The 18,132-nt window shown below is 60.6% G+C and carries 16 protein-coding genes; 8 read left to right on the plus strand and 8 right to left on the minus strand.

The features are described from left to right. Window positions 1-216: 216 nt before the first annotated feature. Window positions 217-1,929: a methyl-accepting chemotaxis protein gene (locus ACTG2T_RS02340; RefSeq protein ID WP_330124952.1), complete on the plus strand. Its 1,713-nt coding sequence runs from the start codon at window positions 217-219 to the stop codon at window positions 1,927-1,929. A gap of 76 nt (window positions 1,930-2,005) precedes the next feature. Here ACTG2T_RS02340 and htpX read toward each other — a convergent pair whose 3' ends face one another. The 5 genes from htpX to bioB form a co-directional block, all read right to left on the minus strand. After that, entirely contained in the window at window positions 2,006-2,878 is an 873-nt protein-coding gene (htpX, locus tag ACTG2T_RS02345; protein ID WP_005337890.1) for a protease HtpX, read from the minus strand. Between the two features lie 113 nt (window positions 2,879-2,991). Then, on the minus strand, window positions 2,992-3,669 hold the full coding sequence (gene bioD, locus ACTG2T_RS02350; RefSeq protein WP_005337893.1) for a dethiobiotin synthase: 678 nt from the start codon (window positions 3,667-3,669) through the stop codon (window positions 2,992-2,994). Between the two features lie 59 nt (window positions 3,670-3,728). After that, window positions 3,729-4,544 (minus strand): malonyl-ACP O-methyltransferase BioC, encoded by an 816-nt coding sequence (bioC, locus tag ACTG2T_RS02355; protein ID WP_236366756.1) that lies wholly within the window; start codon window positions 4,542-4,544, stop codon window positions 3,729-3,731. Continuing rightward, window positions 4,537-5,733 (minus strand): 8-amino-7-oxononanoate synthase, encoded by a 1,197-nt coding sequence (gene bioF, locus ACTG2T_RS02360; RefSeq protein WP_236366742.1) that lies wholly within the window; start codon window positions 5,731-5,733, stop codon window positions 4,537-4,539. Before bioF ends, bioC begins: the two co-directional genes overlap by 8 nt. After that, entirely contained in the window at window positions 5,730-6,818 is a 1,089-nt protein-coding gene (bioB, locus tag ACTG2T_RS02365; RefSeq protein WP_124929797.1) for a biotin synthase BioB, read from the minus strand. Before bioB ends, bioF begins: the two co-directional genes overlap by 4 nt. A gap of 193 nt (window positions 6,819-7,011) precedes the next feature. Here bioB and bioA point away from each other — a divergent pair, with 193 nt between their 5' ends. Both bioA and ACTG2T_RS02375 read left to right on the plus strand, forming a co-directional pair. Next, on the plus strand, window positions 7,012-8,286 hold the full coding sequence (bioA, locus tag ACTG2T_RS02370) for an adenosylmethionine--8-amino-7-oxononanoate transaminase (RefSeq protein WP_330124953.1): 1,275 nt from the start codon (window positions 7,012-7,014) through the stop codon (window positions 8,284-8,286). A 176-nt stretch (window positions 8,287-8,462) separates the two neighbouring features. Beyond that, the gene (locus tag ACTG2T_RS02375; RefSeq protein WP_005350472.1) at window positions 8,463-9,275 is read left to right on the plus strand and encodes a HAMP domain-containing protein; all 813 of its coding nucleotides are present in this window, start codon (window positions 8,463-8,465) and stop codon (window positions 9,273-9,275) included. A 9-nt stretch (window positions 9,276-9,284) separates the two neighbouring features. On the opposite strand, the gene ACTG2T_RS02380 is transcribed toward ACTG2T_RS02375, so the two are convergent. Further along, window positions 9,285-9,629: a hypothetical protein gene (locus tag ACTG2T_RS02380; RefSeq protein WP_005359354.1), complete on the minus strand. Its 345-nt coding sequence runs from the start codon at window positions 9,627-9,629 to the stop codon at window positions 9,285-9,287. A gap of 200 nt (window positions 9,630-9,829) precedes the next feature. Between ACTG2T_RS02380 and asnS the strand changes: the two genes are divergently transcribed. The 4 genes from asnS to ACTG2T_RS02400 all read left to right on the plus strand — a co-directional run bounded on the left by asnS (window position 9,830) and on the right by ACTG2T_RS02400 (window position 14,643). Then, window positions 9,830-11,230 (plus strand): asparagine--tRNA ligase, encoded by a 1,401-nt coding sequence (gene asnS / locus ACTG2T_RS02385; RefSeq protein ID WP_330124954.1) that lies wholly within the window; start codon window positions 9,830-9,832, stop codon window positions 11,228-11,230. 110 nt (window positions 11,231-11,340) lie between these two features. Next, window positions 11,341-12,096 (plus strand): substrate-binding periplasmic protein, encoded by a 756-nt coding sequence (locus ACTG2T_RS02390; protein ID WP_330124955.1) that lies wholly within the window; start codon window positions 11,341-11,343, stop codon window positions 12,094-12,096. 374 nt (window positions 12,097-12,470) lie between these two features. After that, a complete protein-coding gene (locus ACTG2T_RS02395; RefSeq protein ID WP_005337916.1) occupies window positions 12,471-13,814 on the plus strand; it encodes an anaerobic C4-dicarboxylate transporter in 1,344 nt (447 codons plus the stop codon). Window positions 13,815-13,986: 172 nt separating this feature from the next. Further along, on the plus strand, window positions 13,987-14,643 hold the full coding sequence (locus tag ACTG2T_RS02400) for a hypothetical protein (RefSeq protein ID WP_330124956.1): 657 nt from the start codon (window positions 13,987-13,989) through the stop codon (window positions 14,641-14,643). A 138-nt stretch (window positions 14,644-14,781) separates the two neighbouring features. On the opposite strand, the gene ACTG2T_RS02405 is transcribed toward ACTG2T_RS02400, so the two are convergent. Then, window positions 14,782-15,921 (minus strand): M20 family metallopeptidase, encoded by a 1,140-nt coding sequence (locus ACTG2T_RS02405; protein ID WP_330124957.1) that lies wholly within the window; start codon window positions 15,919-15,921, stop codon window positions 14,782-14,784. A gap of 134 nt (window positions 15,922-16,055) precedes the next feature. Then, a complete protein-coding gene (dcuC, locus tag ACTG2T_RS02410; protein WP_005350454.1) occupies window positions 16,056-17,432 on the minus strand; it encodes a C4-dicarboxylate transporter DcuC in 1,377 nt (458 codons plus the stop codon). 285 nt (window positions 17,433-17,717) lie between these two features. Between dcuC and ACTG2T_RS02415 the strand changes: the two genes are divergently transcribed. Further along, complete coding sequence (locus ACTG2T_RS02415; RefSeq protein WP_005337929.1) at window positions 17,718-18,032, plus strand: hypothetical protein; 315 nt, start codon at window positions 17,718-17,720, stop codon at window positions 18,030-18,032. The last annotated feature ends 100 nt before the right edge of the window (window positions 18,033-18,132 follow it).

Here is an 18,132-nt window from a genome sequence, read left to right on the forward strand (position 1 = left end):
GATCGGGCCGCATTAACTCAGGCCACCCCAGATGACCGGGGAATTGACCCCGGTCATCTTTATCCACACTTGTTCACCTGATCCGCCCTTAATTTGTCCCCACGGCCTTCATCAGTGAGTTTCCCTTCCTATACTCTCAGAGCAAAAAGCCTTGCCAGCCATTGACTTGGCGATGCTCCATACGACACTCAGCCATAGGGAAAGGACGCCCATACCATGGAACAGAACAAGCCCGCCTTTCAGCTCAACCTGCTGCTATCCGTCATCACCCTGACCCTGCTGTCACTGGTGTTTTTCGCCTACAGCTGGGCTGGGAAACAACTGGAAGAGAGTTATCGACAACAATATGTCTCCTACCTGCTGGCCGACGAACTGCGCCAATCCTCCGATGATCTGACCCGACTCGGTCGCACCTATGTCATCACCAAGGATCCAGCCTACGAACAGCAGTACATGCGGATCCTGGCCATTCGCAACGGCGAACAGCCGAGACCGGATGGCTACAACCGTATCTACTGGGACTTTGTCGCCGCCAACGGCCAGAATCCCCGCCCCGACAGCAATGTTCGCCGTGGCCTGATCGACCTGATGAAGGATGCCGGTTTCACCGACGGTGAGCTCGCCAAACTGAACGAGGCCAAAAACAACTCGGATGCCCTGGTCAACACCGAGGTCGCCGCCTTCAAGCTGGTGCAGCAGACCGATGGCGATCCGGTTGCCAACCAGCAAAAAGCCATCGCCATGATGCATGACAAGGCCTATCACCAGAACAAGGGGCGCATCATGTCCCCCATCGATGACTTCTACGTGATGATGGAGCAGCGCAACCACGAGGCAGTCGAGAGCGCCATCGCCAATACCGACATGCTGCGCTATCTCTTTATCGCCCTCGGTCTGGTGTTGATGTTCTTCCTCTGGCGCACCTATCGCTCCCTGCTCGATCTGGTGGGCACCTCAGTCGAACAGCTCAAGACCGATCTCCATATGATGGCGGAAGGGGACTTCTCGCGCCCCATCAAGGTGCCGCCAGGATCGAAAGAGAGCCTGATCGGTCTGCTCGGCGGTATGCAGACCACCCTCAAGGGGATCATCGCCAAGGTCTCCCACTCCACCGAGGAGTTGTCCCACTCTGCCGACAGCATCGCCCAAATTGCCGAGCAGACCGCCCAGTTTGCTACCGAGCAGCAAACCAGCACCCAGACCATGGCCGCCGCCATCGAGGAGCTGGTGGTGAGCATCAGCCACCTCTCCGACAACGCCACCCATGCTGACGAGCTGAGCAAGGTCTCCGCCAATACCCTGGAGGAGGGTTCGGGGGTCATTAAAGAGACTCTCGGCAGCATCGAGAATATCTCCACCACTGTGGGGGATGCAGCCAGCACCATCTCCGAGCTCAACGGCCATACCCAGCAGATTTCGGAGATCATCGGGGTGATCCGCGGTATCGCCGATCAGACCAACCTGCTGGCTCTCAACGCGGCCATCGAGGCAGCGCGGGCCGGTGAACAGGGTCGCGGCTTTGCGGTGGTGGCCGACGAGGTGCGCAATCTGGCCAGTCGCTCGGCGGCCTCAACCCAGCAGATCACCGGGATGATTAGCAAAATCCAGAGCGGGGCGGATGCCTCCATCCGCAGCATGGAGAACACGGTCAACAACGTCTCTCGCGGGGTCACGCTGGCCAACCAGACCGGCGAGGCGATCGCCAGCATCCAGAGCCACGCCTCCAACCTCACCGGCTTGATGGGAGAGATCAGCCACACCCTGCGCGAGCAGTCGACCGCCGCCAACGAGGTAGTCTCCACCGTCGGCAACATCACCTCCCTCTCCGAGCAATCGGGGGATGCCGCCCGTCACGTGTCGCAAGAGGCGGCCAAGCTCAAGCAGCTGTCACGGGTACTGCGCCAGGAGATGGGGCACTTCAAGCTTTAAAGAACGCTGAAAAGCAAAACGGCTGCCCGAAGGCAGCCGTTTTTTATTCAGGGTATTCCCCGTCATTCAGCATCTATCAACCACGCAGGGCGGCGATACGCTGCTCGATGGGCGGGTGGCTCATGAACAGCTCGCTCATGGAGCGCTTGCCGTTGATGCCAAAGGCCATCATTGAGCCTTCCAACTGAGGCTCGGCACCGCGGGAGAGGCGCTCAAGGGCGGCAATCATCTTGTCGCGACCGGCCAGCTTGGCGGCACCGGCATCGGCACGGAACTCACGCTGACGGCTGAACCACATGACGATGATGGAGGCCAGAATACCGAACAGCATTTCCAGCACGAACACGGTGATCATGTAGGCAAAACCGCCGGTACTGCTGCTCTCTTCCTCGTTGTTGGAGCTGAAGAAGTTGCTGATCACGCCAGCCACGATCCGGGCGAAGAACATCACGAAGGTGTTCACCACCCCCTGGATCAGGGTCAGGGTCACCATGTCGCCGTTGGCCACGTGGCTCACCTCGTGTGCCAGTACCGCTTCAGCCTCGTCACGGCTCATGCTGTAGAGCAGGCCAGAGGAGACCGCCACCAGCGAATCATCGCGGCGGGCGCCGGTTGCAAAGGCGTTCATCTCGGGAGAGTCGTAGATCCCCACTTCCGGCATCTTGATACCCGCTTCGCGGGCCTGACGGGCCACAGTGCTCACCAGCCAGTGCTCGGTCTCGTTACGGGGTTGCTCGATGACCTGGACGCCATAGCTGCGCTTGGCCATCCACTTGGACATCAGCAAGGAGATAAAGGAACCCCCAAAACCGAACACGGCACAGAACACCAACAGCCCGGAAATGCTGGACTTGTTGATCCCCAGAACCGAGAACAGGATATTGAGTACCACCCCCAGCACCAGCATGACGGCCAGGTTGGTCACCAGGAATAGCATAATTCGCTTCATATAGACTCCTTGTGAAGATAAGGGACATGACCGGGGAGCATTCGGGATCCCCACCTGATCATGTTAATGTCGACATTCTAGGGAGATTCGATGAATGTTCGCTGAATATGCCGTCAAAGTAGCGGCGAGATATCGAGACGCCCCTGCAAATCGGCTTCAAGTGGATTGTTTATAAACGGAATTTCGCCGAGGAAGGGAGCTGGCAGCAAGCCCCTCAGGGTGTCCAGATTTTCCTGATAATGGCTCATGGAACCATGGAGCCGATTAATTACCCACCCCGCCACCGGCAGCTGATCATTGCGAATGGCGGCAAAGGTGAGCAACGCATGGTTGAGGCAACCCAGCTTGGCCCCCACTACCATGATCACCGCCATGTTCTCCTGCTTGACCCAGTCCGACAGCAGATGCTTGCGATCGAGCGGCAGATACCAGCCCCCCGCCCCTTCCACTACCGCCAATTCGGCCCCGGCCTGTTCAATCTTGCGTAGCCCCTCGCTCAACCCCTGCATGGTGATAGGCTGGCGCGCCTCGCTGGCGGCGATGTGGGGCGCAATCGGCGGCTCATAGGCGAACGGATTGACCACCTCATAGGGCAGCGGCAGGCTCGCTGCCTCCTGCAACAGAACGGCATCCAGGTTGCGCAGCCCGTCCGGAGTGCGGGCACATCCGGCCGAGACCGGCTTGTAACCCGCGCACTTGATTCCCTGTGCGCTAAATTCGCGCAGCAGGGTGCGCGCCACCAGCGTCTTGCCCACATCGGTATCGGTGCCGGTGATAAAGAATGATTTCATACGGTTCTCTCCTTGGCAGGGCCCGTTGACTACCCTGCACACAATGCGATTCCCGGCGCTCAGCGAGGCTTGCTGAGACGGCCGAGGCACACCCGATAACTGGCGACCAGCCTGCCATCTGGCTGGCGAAACGCTTCATACGCCTGCGCCAGCTGCTGCAATCTGGCGCGACCGCTCAGACCGGCCGGGGCGGCACTCCCCTGATTGTCATTGACCTGATTGGCCCCAATCCCCTTGAGATCACGCAACAACTGCGGCAATTCAAGATAGGCGAGATCCCAGGTGATACAACACAGCTCGGGAGCAGATACCCCGGCGCTCGCCAGCGCCTGCTCCAATTGTGGCAGGCTGAGGAAGCGATTGACATGGGCGCGACCATCAAGCTGCTGCCAGGCGGCTCGCAACTGCCAGAGCGACTCATCGAGCAGGGTCGAGAAAAAGATCTGGCCGCCCGGTTTGACCACCCGCAGCAGCTCGCCAAAAGCCTGGGCCGGACGCTCGCACCACTGCAACGCCAGACTGGAGAAAACCCAGTCGAATGTGTTATCGGCGAAAGGAAGCTGCTCCGCATCGCCGCAGAGCAGGCGAGCACCGCTGTCACGCAAGGCGGCCTGCGCCAGCATGCCGGGGGCGAGATCCAGCCCCACCAGCTGGTGACAACAATTCGCCAGTTGGGGCAAGAAAAAGCCGGTGCCGCAGCCCAGATCCAGCCCGCTCACCGTCAGATCAGTGCCAACCAGCCTGTCTGGCATCCATTCCAGCAGCGCCTGACCCACCTCCTGCTGAAAGTGGGCATGGGCATCGTAATGACGAGCGGCGGCGCCGAAACGGCGAGCAAGCTGCGCCTTGTCGACCGTTTGAAAACGCTCAGCCATGGCAAGCCTCCCCAACCGTTGTCACAGCAGGGCAGACCCCCAAGGCATCGAGCAAGCGATCCACATCCTGCTCGCGGTGAGCCGCGCTCAGGGTAATGCGCAGCCGGGCCGTAGCGACCGGCACAGTGGGCGGGCGGATGGCGCTCACCCAGACGCCGCATTCGCGCAGCCGTTCTGCCAGTTGCAGGGCAACACTGCTCTCCCCCACCAGCAGCGGCTGGATGGGGGTGTTGCTCGCGCCAAGCTGCCAACCCAACTCCTCTGCCCCTTGCCGGAAGCGAGCGATCAGCTGGCCAAGATGGGCGCGGGACTCATCAGCCGCGCGCACCAGTTCGATGCTCTTGCTGACCGCGCAAGCCTGCGCGGCGGGCATATGGGTGCTGTAGACATAGTGGCGGGCGAAGTTGACCAGATACTCCACCAGTTCGCGACTGCCGCCGACAAAGGCACCGGCAACCCCGAGCGCCTTGCCAAAAGTGCCCATCTGGATGTGTACGCTGGCAGGAGGAACCCCCTGCGCAGCCAGAGTGCCGCGCCCCTCGGGCCCCTGCACGCCGAGGCCGTGGGCATCGTCGATCATCAGCCAGTTGCCGCTCCGGGCTGCCAATGCCGCGAGTTCACCCCAGGGGGCCTGATCCCCGTCCATGCTGAACACCCCCTCCGAGACGATGAGCCCGCGATTTGGCTCAAGCTGCCGTTCAAGGGCCGCCATATCGTTGTGGGCAAAGCGCTTCATCTTGCAAGGGAGCTGGCTGCCCATCTCCTGCAAAGAGGCGTGGTTGAGTTTGTCCTGCCACAGCAGATGTTCCTTGCCGAGCAGGGCTTTGAGCACCGCCTGATTGGCCGAAAAACCGCAGTTGAACAGCAGCACCGCCTCCACCCCGAGCCACTCGGCCAGGGTCTCCTCAAGCTGTTGGTGGGCACGGCTGTAACCGGTCACCAGCGGCGAGGCGCCGGAGCCCGTGCCATAACGCTCAATCCCCGCGTTGAAGGCGGCCTTGATGGCGCCGTGATCCGCCAGTCCCAGATAGTCGTTGGCGGAAAAGTTGAAGTATTCGCGCCCTGCAACCCTGAGCCGCCCGCCACTCGCCCCGTCGGTCGCGATGCGGTTGCGCAGCAGACCCACCTGCTCGCGCTCGGCCAGCGCTGTGCCCAACACAAAAGGGCCCGTTACTGCAGGGCCGTTCATGACCGCGCAGCCCCTGCACGGGGGCGGGTGGCGTCATAAAACATCTCGGTGGGCTCGCTCTGGCGACTCACCTCGGCCAGCAGTTCCTCTTCTTGAACCTGATCCGGCTTCTGGGCCCGCTGGGCAGGGCGAATGCCGAGCCGCTTGAACAGCTGCATATCGCTGTTTTCGTCCGGGTTGGGGGTGGTCAGCAGTTTGCAGCCATAGAAGATGGAGTTGGCCCCGGCCATAAAACACATGGCCTGCATCTGCTCATTCATCTTCTCCCGCCCGGCTGAGAGGCGCACATGGGAGGCGGGCATCATGATCCGTGCCACGGCGATGGTGCGGATAAATTCGAACGGATCGAGGTTCTCCTGATCCTCCAGCGGCGTGCCCTTCACCTTGACCAGCATATTGATTGGCACGCTCTCCGGGTGGCGCGGCAGGTTGGCGAGCGCCATCAAGAGGCCCGCCCGATCCTTGGCCTGCTCGCCCATGCCGACGATACCGCCGGAGCAGACCTTCATCCCGGCACCGCGCACATGCTCCAGAGTATCGAGTCGATCCTGATAGGTGCGGGTAGAGATGATCTCGCCGTAAAACTCGGGCGAGGTATCGAGGTTGTGGTTGTAGTAATCGAGCCCCGCAGCGCCAAGACGGGCCGCCTGATCGGCGGTGAGCATCCCTAGCGTCATGCAAGTCTCCATACCGAGCCCGCGCACCTCCTCAATCATCCGGATGATGTAGGGCATGTCCTTCTCTTTGGGATTGCGCCAGGCGGCCCCCATGCAAAAGCGTGACGAGCCGTTGGCCTTGGCTTCGCGGGCCCGCTCCAGCACCTTCTCCACCTCCATCAGCCGCTCGGCTTCGAGCCCGGTGTGGTAACGGGCGCTCTGGGGGCAGTATTTGCAATCTTCCGGGCAAGCACCGGTCTTGATGGAAAGCAAGGTGCTCACCTGCACTTCATTCGGGTCAAAGTGGGCGCGGTGGACGGTCTGGGCCTGAAACAGCAGATCGTTGAACGGCAGGGCAAACAGGGCCTGAACCTCGGCGAGGGTCCAGTCATGACGAAGGGCGTGACCGCCCGCGGTGAGAGCATTCATACATGGCTTCCGGTTGTTATTAGTGGGATCCTCCGCCCGCCATCTTGGGATGGACGGCCACAGAACCCGCCGCCGAGCCCGCGCGCTCAAGGTGATGCGCAGTGCCAAGTGGCTGAAATTGTTGGCTAGTGTAGAGAGCACGCGTAGACTGTCAACACCGACCAGATCAAACCAATTGACAACAGAACAACAAATGACCAACCAAGAATTCGACCTGCACCACATCTGGCACCCCTATACCTCCCTCACTCACCCTCTACCCTGCTATGAAGTGGCCAGCGCCAAGGGGGTGAAGATCACCCTCAGCGATGGCCGTGAACTGGTGGATGGCATGAGCTCCTGGTGGGCTTGCGTGCACGGCTATCAGGTGCCGGAACTGGACGCTGCTGCCACCGCCCAGCTTGGCAAGATGTCCCACGTGATGTTTGGCGGCCTCACCCACGCCCCGGCGGTCGAACTCTGCCGCAAGCTGGTTGAGATCACTCCGAAGGGGCTTGATCGGGTCTTTCTGGCCGATTCCGGCTCGGTGGCGGTGGAAGTGGCGCTCAAGATGGCCCAGCAGTACTGGCACGCCAAGGGGACGCCCAGAGCCAAGTTTGTCGCCCTGCGTAGCGGCTATCACGGCGACACGTTTGGCGCCATGAGCGTCTGTGATCCCGATGGCGGCATGCATGAGCTCTACAAGGGATTCCTGCCGGAACACTATTTTGTCGATGCGCCCAGCTGTCGCTTCCACGCCGAGTGGGACGAGCAGTGCGTGGTGGAGCTGGCGACGCTCATCGCCGATCATCACGAAGAGATCGCCGCCATCGTGCTTGAGCCCATAGTGCAGGGCGCTGGCGGCATGCGCTTCTATCACCCCCGCTATCTGCAGTGGGTACGCGCCCTGTGCGACGAATTCGGCGTGCTGCTGATTGCTGACGAGATTGCCACCGGCTTTGGCCGCACCGGCCAGCTGTTTGCCTGCGACTGGGCGGGGATCAGCCCCGACATCATGTGTCTGGGCAAGGCGCTCACTGGCGGCTACCTCACCCTCTCGGCGACCCTGACCACCGAGCATGTTGCCCGCACCATCTGTGACGGCAAGGCGGGGGTCTTTATGCACGGCCCCACCTTTATGGGCAACCCGCTCGCCTGCGCGGTGGCCAACGCCTCTATCGATCTGCTGCTCGCCTCACCGTGGCAGGAGCGAGTGCGCACCATCGAGCATCAGCTGCGTACCGAACTGGTAGAGCTGACCCTGCACCCGGCGGTCGCGGATGTGCGAGTGCTCGGCGCCATCGGGGTGGTGGAGATGAAAGAGCGGGTGGATGTGGCGCGCATCCAGCGCAAGTTTGTCGAACTGGGCGCCTGGATCCGCCCCTTTGGCAAGCTGATCTACCTGATGCCCCCCTTCGTCATCACCCCTGAAGAGTTGAGGGTATTGACCGGCGCCATCCGTCAGGCCATCACCGAGGGCGAGTTTTAATGCATACAGCGGGCGGCCATCGCTGCCGCCCGTTTGGCTACCCGCATTTGATATATAAAGAGGGCAACTTTATCCACTTCAGTGCGCTTTCACTTGCCGTAATGTGAGCAAAACACCAGACCTGAGGCCTCAAGAGGGGTAAACTGCTACGGTTTTACCATCAAGAAAGACTGCTCATGCGCCTCTCCATTGCTGCCAAAATCAACTTTTTCCTGCTCTTCATCTTCTCCATGGTACTGGTCTTCTCCGCAGCCTATCAGGCGGTGCGCGAGCGCGATCTCATCCTGACGCTCATCAAGGAGCAGAGCCGCGAGCAGACCGAAGCCTACTTTGATGGCCTCAACATGCTGATGCTGACCGGCAAGATGGATGCCCGCGATACTCTGCGCGGCAAGTTTCTCGACCACGCCCATGTGGAGGATGCACGCATCGTTCGTGGCGACGCGGTGAGCAAACAGTTCGGGCCGGGACGGGAGACAGAACAGGTAAAGGATGAGTTTGATGAGCTGGCTCTGGCGGGCAAAGGGAGTCTGGAGGTGGTGCACAACGGCATGCACAGCCGTCTGGTGGTCACCCGACCGCTGCTGGCCAAGAAGGATTTTCGCGGCACCGACTGCACCAGCTGTCATCTGGTGCCGGAGAACACTGTGTTAGGGGCGGTGCGCTTTGACTACTCCCTCGATTCGCTGTTTACCCGGGTCGAGCAGAATATCCTCACCTCGGCGCTGATCCTCACCGGCATCTTCGGGATGGGACTGCTGCTGACCCTCTGGGTCATCCGCACCTGGATCGTGCGCCCCCTCAACCAGTTAACCCGTTCCATGGAAGAGGCCACCGACCTGCACGACTTCGGCCACCGGCTGGAGGGGGATGACGGCGACGAGATTGGCCGGGTGGCGGTGGCCTACAACCAGATGCTCGACAGCGTGGAGCGCCAGCTCGGCAAGCGCACCAAGGCCAGCAGGCAGGAGCCGGATCAGCCCCGCTGAGGCGGGCGCTTAACCGACGTAGTAGAAGAGCAAACTGGCGATCAGCACCAATAGCAGGATGGCCAGATTGACATGCCGGGAGTCATCCTGACGGCGGCTGCGCTTGCGCTCCAGCAGCAACACCGCCAGCGTCAGGGCGCAGCAGCTCCAGAGCCCGTAGACCAGCCAGGGGGTAAGGGCCGGGTCCCAATAATCGCGCACCTCGATCCCGCCATAGACCAGAAAACCGTAGGCAATTTCGGGACGGGCATAGTGGTAAAGGGAGAGCAGCACGATAAAGCCGCCCCAGCAGAGCATCACCAGCCCCTGCAACACCCGTGTCAGCCAATCTGGCCCATGCCGCCGATCTTTCACCCACCTCTCCTGCGCCCGTGACACTCTTGTTGAGTGAACCATGCCGAAAACCCCACCAGAGTCCGACATTTTTGCTTGTTTATCAAACCCGCGCGGGTAAGATTGACGGCTTAGTCTGCCATGGTGGGCCATCTGTGCCCGGGCCAGACTCCCTAGTGTTGCAAATAGCGCTGCAAGAACAAGCTGGAGACAATATTTCGATGACGCACGCATCCGTAGTAGATGTGCTGGCCGGTAAGTATCCGGTCGGCACCACCCAAACTGTCAAAGGGTGGATCCGGACTCGCCGTGATTCCAAGGCGGGGATCTCATTTTTGGCCATTTCCGATGGCTCCTGTTTCCATCCGGTACAGGCAGTTGTCCCCAATACCCTGGCCAATTACGAGAATGAAGTGCTGCGTCTGACCACTGCCTGCTCCGTGGAAGTGACCGGTGTGGTTGCCGCCTCTCAGGGCAGCGGCCAGGCTTTCGAACTGCAGGCGACCGAGGTGAAGGTAGTCGGTTGGGTCGAAGATCCAGACACCTACCCGATGGCCGCCAAGCGCCACAGCATCGAATACCTGCGTGAACAGGCCCACCTGCGCCCGCGCACCAACATCGTTGGCGCCGTGACCCGCGTTCGTCACTGCCTGGCGCAAGCCATCCACCGCTTCTTCCACGAAGAGGGTTTCCTCTGGGTTGCGACCCCGCTCATCACCGCCTCTGATACCGAAGGTGCCGGCGAGATGTTCCGCGTCTCCACTCTGGACATGGAAAACCTGCCGCGCACCGACGCCGGCAAGGTGGACTACAACGAAGATTTCTTCGGCAAAGAGGCTTTCCTGACCGTATCAGGCCAGCTGAACGCCGAAACCTATGCCTGCGCCCTCTCCAAGGTCTACACCTTCGGCCCGACCTTCCGCGCTGAAAACTCCAACACCAGCCGCCACCTGGCCGAGTTCTGGATGGTTGAGCCGGAAGTGGCTTTCAACGATCTGGAAGATAACGCCGCACTGGCTGAAGCCATGCTGAAGTATGTCTTCAACGCCGTACTGAACGAGCGCCGCGACGATCTGGAGTTCTTCGCCCAGCACGTGGACAAGGATGCCATCGGCCGTCTGGAGCGTTTCGTCTCCTCCGACTTCGCCCAGATCGACTACACCGACGCCATCGAAGTGCTGAAAAATTGCGGCAAGAAGTTCGAGTTCCCGGTCTCCTGGGGTATCGATCTCTCCTCCGAGCACGAGCGCTATCTGGCCGAGGAGCACTTCAAGTCTCCGGTGGTGGTGAAGAACTACCCGAAAGATATCAAAGCCTTCTACATGCGCCTCAACGACGACGGCAAGACCGTTGCCGCGATGGACGTACTGGCACCGGGCATCGGCGAGATCATCGGTGGTTCCCAGCGTGAAGAGCGTCTGGACGTGCTGGATGCCCGTCTGGCCGAGATGGGCCTGAACAAGGAAGATTACTGGTGGTATCGCGACCTGCGTCGCTTCGGTACCGTGCCGCACTCCGGCTTCGGTCTGGGCTTCGAGCGTCTGGTGGTCTACGTGACCGGCATGGGCAACGTCCGCGACGTGATCCCGTTCCCGCGTACTCCGCGTACCGCCGAGTTCTGATCAGCGGCATCTTGCCACTGCATTGCAAAAGCCGACCTGTGGGTCGGCTTTTTTATTGTCACCGTTATGGGTGATACTCAGGATCAACCGGCACAAGGAACTCGTCGCCTATGGGATATCGCCTGCTGCTCTCGCTACTGCTGTCCTGCATGCCTGTTCAACTGTGGGCCGAACCCGTTCGTCTGACCACCCTGGAGTGGCCCCCCTACACCAGCCAGAGCCTGCCCGATGGCGGCCTCACCGGTCATATCGTCAAACGCGCCTTTGCCGAAGCGGGACTGGAGGTGACGTTCGACTTCTATCCCTGGCAGCGGGCGGTACGGCTGGCGGCCGACCCGACCCAGCCTTATAGCGGCTATTTTCCCGAGTACCTCTCCGACACCCTGCCGACCCTGTGGCGCAACTCCCCCAGCGTGGGCGACAGCGTGCTGGGCATGGCGCAGCGTTCAGGCCCCCCCATCCCCTGGCAGCAGCTCACGGATCTCGCCCCCTACCGGATCGGCGTGGTGGAGGGATACGTCAACACCCGTGAATTCGATGCCCTGATGGCCAACAAGCGCCTCAACACTGCCGCCGTCGATGCAGACCTGCTCAACCTGCGCAAATTGCAGCGTGACCGGCTCGATCTGGCAGTGATCGATCGGGATGTCTTTCACTGGCTCATCAACCATGATCGCAAGCTGAGCAGCGCCGGATTGCAATTTCACCCGAAGATCCTCGAACACAAGAGCCTGCACATCATGTTTCGCCCCGATCAGCAGGCGTTGCAGCAACGGGTGGCGCAGGCCATTGCCAGATTGGATATTGCCAGGCTGAGCGAGGATTATCAGCGCCGCTATCTGCAGCAAGCCCCTGCGGCCAAGTGAGCCAACCCGCCGAAGTCAGCCCTTGCTGGCAAAAATAGCCTGAGCGCTGGCTTTTTCACCCTCTTCTGCCGCAATCGAGCCCTTTTTATGCCCCTCCCCTGCAGCCCTGTTGCCACACTGTGCTGCCACCATGACCACCCGATGGCTTGGCCCCGAGTGATACCACTTGGTGACAAAAATAATGTTTTTGTTAGTACGTGGTTTTTAAGTGGTTTAATCAAAAATTCATCGAGTTATTGAAGTAACTCAATTTTTTCACTTTTTCAGGGGAGCAGAATAGCAACTAACCCTTTTGGGCTAAATAAAACAGACAATGACAATTCATGGTTCAGGCTACCCGCGGCAATATGGGTTGAATCACACGAGGTAACGGAATGATCTTGATGGAATTTTTAGTGGTACTCGGCTGCTTGCTGCTGGGTACCCGCTTTGGGGGCATGGGACTCGGTCTCATCAGTGGTATCGGTCTCTTCCTGCTGACCTTCGTCTTCGGCCTGGTGCCGGGCGAACCGCCTGTTCAGGTAATGCTGACCATTCTGGCGGTGATCGGCTGTGCCGCAACCCTGCAGACTGCCGGTGGCCTCAACCTGATGATGCAAGTGGCCGAGCGTCTGCTGCGCCGTCACCCGCAATACATCACTATCCTGGCGCCGCTCACCACCTGGACCCTCACCTTCCTGTGCGGTACCGGCCACGTGGTCTACACCATGTTCCCAATCATTGCCGACATCGCGCTGCAGAAGAACATCCGTCCCGAGCGCCCGATGGCTGTTGCCTCCGTTGCCTCCCAGATGGCCATCTGCGCCTCCCCGGTCTCCGTTGCCGTGGTATCCATGGTCTCCATTCTGGCAGCCGGTCACGGTATCGGTCAGGCTTACGGCCTGCTCGACATCCTGATGATCGCCATCCCCTCCTCCCTGACCGGTGTCATCGTGGCGGCCCTGTGGAGCCTGCGTCGCGGCAAGGATCTGGACAAGGACGAAGAGTTCCAGGCCAAGATCAAAGATCCGGAGCAGCGTGCCTTCATCTACGGCGGTGGTGAAACCCTGCTCAACACCAAGTTCCCGAAAGAGGCCTACTGGTCTACCTGGATCTTCTTCGCCGCCATCGCTGCCGTGGTATTGCTCGGCGCCAACGAAGGTCTGCGTCCGGTGTTCACCATCAAGGACAAAACTGGCCCGCTCTCCATGAACCTGGTGATCCAGATGATGATGCTGATCGCCGGTGCCATCATCCTGATGCGCTGCAAGGTCAAGCCGGGCGAGATCGCCAACGGTGCCGTCTTCAAGGCCGGCATGGTCGCCATCTTCTCCGTATTCGGGGTGGCATGGATGAGTGAGACCTTCTTCCAGGCTCACATGCCGCTGCTCAAAGAGACTTTGGCCCATGTGGTACAGGCCCAACCCTGGACCTACGCCCTGGTGCTGTTCCTCATCTCCAAGCTGGTAAACAGCCAGGCCGCCGCCCTCACCGCCATAGCCCCCATGGGTCTGGCGCTGGGTGTCGAGCCGAAACTGCTGATCGCCTTCCTGCCGGCCAGCTACGGCTACTTCGTGCTGCCGACCTACCCGAGCGATCTGGCCTGTATCGGTTTCGACCGCTCCGGCACCACCCGCATCGGCAAGTTCATCATCAACCACAGCTTCATCATTCCGGGGCTGATCGGGGTGGTGACCTCCTGCTCGCTGGGCTTTATCCTCACCAGCATCCTGCTCTAATCGCAGCGGCGTTTACCACGCTATTGCAATACAGGCCCCCGCTTCGGGGGCCTGCTTTTTCCCGCTCTGTGACCCCAACCATTTCCCCGCCGCCATTTCCGGACACAATACCTTTACCTCTGCCCCCGCCGCTGGGTAGCATGCCCCCTCGTTCACCACCGGAATCTCATCCATGTCTCGCGTCATCCTGCTCTGGAGCGGTGGCAAAGATGCCATGCTGGCCCTCTGTCATGCCCGCCAAGCGGGCCATCAGGTGGTGGCACTGGCCACCTTTGCCCCGCCAGAGCCCCGATTTCTCGCTCACCCCTTGCCACTGGTGCGCCGTCAGGCGGAAGCCCTCGAGCTGCCCCATCTGCTGGTCACCATAGAAGCGCCGTTCGAGCAGAGCTATGAGACGGCGCTGAGCCGCTTGCAGCAGGAGTGGAACCTCGACGGGGTGGTGACCGGCGATATCGACAGCGTGGACGGTGCGCCTAACTGGATCCGCGAACGCTGCCGCCCGCTGGATCTCACCGTCCATACCCCGCTCTGGCAACAATCTCGCCAAGCCTTGCTGGCGGATATGCTGGCGCGCGGCATCGTCGCCCACCTCTCCTGCGTCGATACCCGGGTGCTGGCTCCCGAGTGGACTGGACGCACCCTCGATGCCGCCACCCTCTGCGAGCTACAACAACTGGCCGAGTGCGAGGGCTTCGATGCCTGCGGCGAGCAGGGGGAGTACCACACCATGGTGACTGACGGCCCGGGCTTTGCCGCCCCGCTGCGCCTCGATGGCTGGCAGGTAGCACGGCAGGATCATCTGGCCTATCTGACCGAGCCACAGGGGTAACGGCCTCAGGCCATCTGGCCCGCTCACTCTGCGCGCGAAAAATCGAGATAAAAAAACGGGAGGCAACAGCCTCCCGTTTGGATTTGAGCGGACCAGCTTTGAACGGGCCATGGCGACCCGAACAAGGGATAAACCGGCTTATTTCACCAACTTGCCCAGCACCCGCTGCAACAGGCGGATGCGTGGTTCGATGCTCTCCAGCAGCAGGAACTCCGCCTCCGAGTGGAAACCGCCCCCCATGGGGCCGAAGCCATCCAGCGACGGCACCCCCGCGGCGGCGGTGAAGTTGGCATCCGAGCCGCCACCGGCCTCCAGCCAGTTGAAGGGGATCCCCTCCTCCTTGGCTGCCGCCTCCACCAGTGCCATCAGCGCCTCGGTGTCACCGCTCGGGCGCATCGCCGGCTTGAAGGTCTGGCGATCCACCTCGACCCGACAACCCGCGAGGAAGGGGTTGTTGGCCATAAAGGTGAGCCGGTCGTGTACCGCAGCGGCCTCTTCGTTGCTCCAGAAGCGCAAATCCACGATCGCCTCGGCAAAGTCCGGCACCACGTTGACACCGGTGCCGCCCTGTACCACGCCGACGTTCATGGTGGTGCCCGTGGTCATGTTGACCTGCTCGTTGATGGCCAGCACCCAATGCGCCAGCTCGGTGATAGCAGAGACACCTTCGGTCAGGGCCGAACCGGCGTGGGACGCCTTGCCGTGGAAGGTGATGCGGTACTTGGCATTGCCCTTGCGGGCGCTGATGAGATCCCCGTTGGGACGGGCTGCCTCGGCCACCAGCACGCAGCCGCTCTGTTTGGCCTTCTCCACCAGCCAATCTTTCGACCAGGGGGAGCCAATCTCTTCGTCGCAGTTGTAGCAGACCAGCACCTTGAGCTTGGCAAGCAATGCCGGATCCATCTCTTTGAGGGCATACCAGATAGAGAGCAGGCCGCTCTTCATGTCCGACACACCGGGACCAAAGGCTTGATTGCCTTCGATTTTCAGCGGGCGCTTGGCCGCCGTCCCCTCGGGGAAGACGGTATCCATGTGGCCGCACAGCATCACATCGTAGTGATCGGCACCCGGCGCATTGGTGATCTCGAGGCAGGGGCCGCACTCGGCAGCAAACTGGTGGCGGGTCACCTGCCAACCGATGGCCTCATATTTCTCGGTCATGATGTCGGCCACTTTCGCTACCCCGGCCGGGGTGCGAGTACCGCAATCGAGGTTGATGAGCGGGGCCAAATCGGCCAGATAGCTATCGAGGGAAAACGGGCTCTTTACAACTGTCATTATCTTCTCCATGCAACAATCAGCATTGATGGCCGATCGTCTATTGCAACAATGCGACACAGTGAGAAAAAGGCGGGCAGCCATGCCACCCGCCCGACCGGTAAATTCCAAACACCACTACATAACCCACATCACTACATGAACAGCAGATAATTGAGGGTCAGCGCCGTCACCAGCGCCCCCGCCATCGGCACGCTGGTGCGCTTGACCACGGTAAAGGGCGATACCTTGGCAATCCCCGCACAGGCGATCAGCACAGCCGCGATGGGAGAGACGGTACGGCCGATACTGGAAGCGAGCTGCATCGGCAGCAGCATGGTCACCGCCGGTACGCCAAACTTGGCTGCCACCGCCGGTGCCAGGGTCGAGAAGCTGAGGAACGCCGCGTTGCCGGAGCCCATGATGACCGCCGCTACCATGATCAGCGCCACCATCACCAGCGTCATCAGACCGCTGCCGATACCGGCATTGCTGGCAGAGTGCAGCAGGGTATCGATGGCGCCGATGGCCTTGAGGGATTCGGCAAACAGCTCGGCACAGACGATGAGCGCCACCACGGGGCCAAACACCTTGCCCATGCCGTCGAGGAAGCTCGACAGCCCGGCAAACGCGGTACGCACCGAGCGGCTACGCAGCAGCTCGCACAGCATGCCGATAAAGACCGACAGCAGCATGGCCACCTCCACGCTCATCTTGATGTCGCTCACCAGCAGCTTGGAGAAGGTCATCATCAGCACGAAGGGGATGATCGGCAGCAGGGCATACCAGGTGGGGGCCTGCACGCTCTCGGTGCCCTGCTCGTCCAGCTCGGCGTGATCGCCGCGATGCAACGCAGGATCCCAACCATCCTTGCGATCGCAGTGACGCTGCCAGAAGAAGTGCAGCACCATGGTCACCAGCAGCATAGGGGCCACCAGCCAGATTTGGTAGTCAACGAAATAGCTGGTCGGATCCATGCCGGATTGACCGGCGGAGAAGATGGCGTTGGTCTGGGTCGGGCCAATTTCAAACGCCTGGGAGGTGGCGATGACGCCACAGGCGGAGGCCGGGCTGATGCCGAGGTTGCGCATCACCGGATACATGGTGACCATCAACAGCAGGCCAAGGCCGGTAGCGGAGGTAACGAACAGGGAGACGAATACCGCCACCAGATAACAGATGGAGAGCATCAGGTAGCTGGACTGGATGCCCGCCACCGGTTTGACCGCCACCCGCACCAGCGCCTGGGAGGCCCCGATATGGGACATGTAGGTGGCAAAACCCGCCACAGCCATGATGGTGAGGCCAAGTCCCGCCGCGCGGTAGGAGAAGATCCCCTTGAACACTTCGAACAGGTCGAACAGGGCGAAACCGGTGCTCTTGTCAGCGGGGAGAATGGGGTGCAGCCCCAACCAGTAGGCCACTGCAAAAATGGCCATGCCCGCCAGCGCCAACACCGCCTGCGGGTTGTAATCCTTGATAATGCCGTAGACCACGGCGACCAGAACGAGCAAGACGAATAAAAGTTCCAATATTCACTCCTGATAAATTTATCGAAGAGCGAAATCTAGTGATCTGACCACTGTTTGCCTTTGATCCCTATCAATAAAGGTGCCGTCACCGTGATTCATTAGCATAATATGTCGACCATGTAACAATTTTTCGTTATTTCAACTGCCGGAAAACCTTTATCACCCCATATCCGGGAATTGTGTGACGCGACTCCCCTCTTTTTTGCGTTGGATCAACATATGACGGCGCCGAACTGGCGAAGATGCGCTTCGACACATAGCGACCATTTCGCGCCGGAGAGAGTTATGACAAGCCAAGCCACCGCAGGTGCTTCGACCTGCGACTACAAGCTGTGGGACATCCTCGTCGAGTCTGCAAAGGAACGCACTACCATTCGTTACTCCAAACTGGCCAAGCAGGCCGGGCTGGAGCAGTGCCAGGATGAACTGCGCACCCTGCTGCAACGCATCCGCATGTACTGCACCGAAAACAACCTGCCGATCCTCTCCGCCATCGTGGTGGACGACGTGGGCAAATACACTGGCCTCTCTTCCAGCCTGCCTGATGCACCCTGGGAACGGGCCCGGGTCTTTGACCATGAGTGGACCACCCTGCACTGATTGAGGTGCTTGATAATGCCGACCAAAACGCGCCCGCTGGCGCGTTTTGGCTATCTGGCGTTTGCCCTTTCTCTTTTTCTCCTGCAATAGCGGCTTTTCT

The organism is Aeromonas sp. 75A (genome assembly GCF_051919425.1).
Taxonomy (GTDB): Bacteria; Pseudomonadota; Gammaproteobacteria; order Enterobacterales; family Aeromonadaceae; genus Aeromonas; species Aeromonas veronii.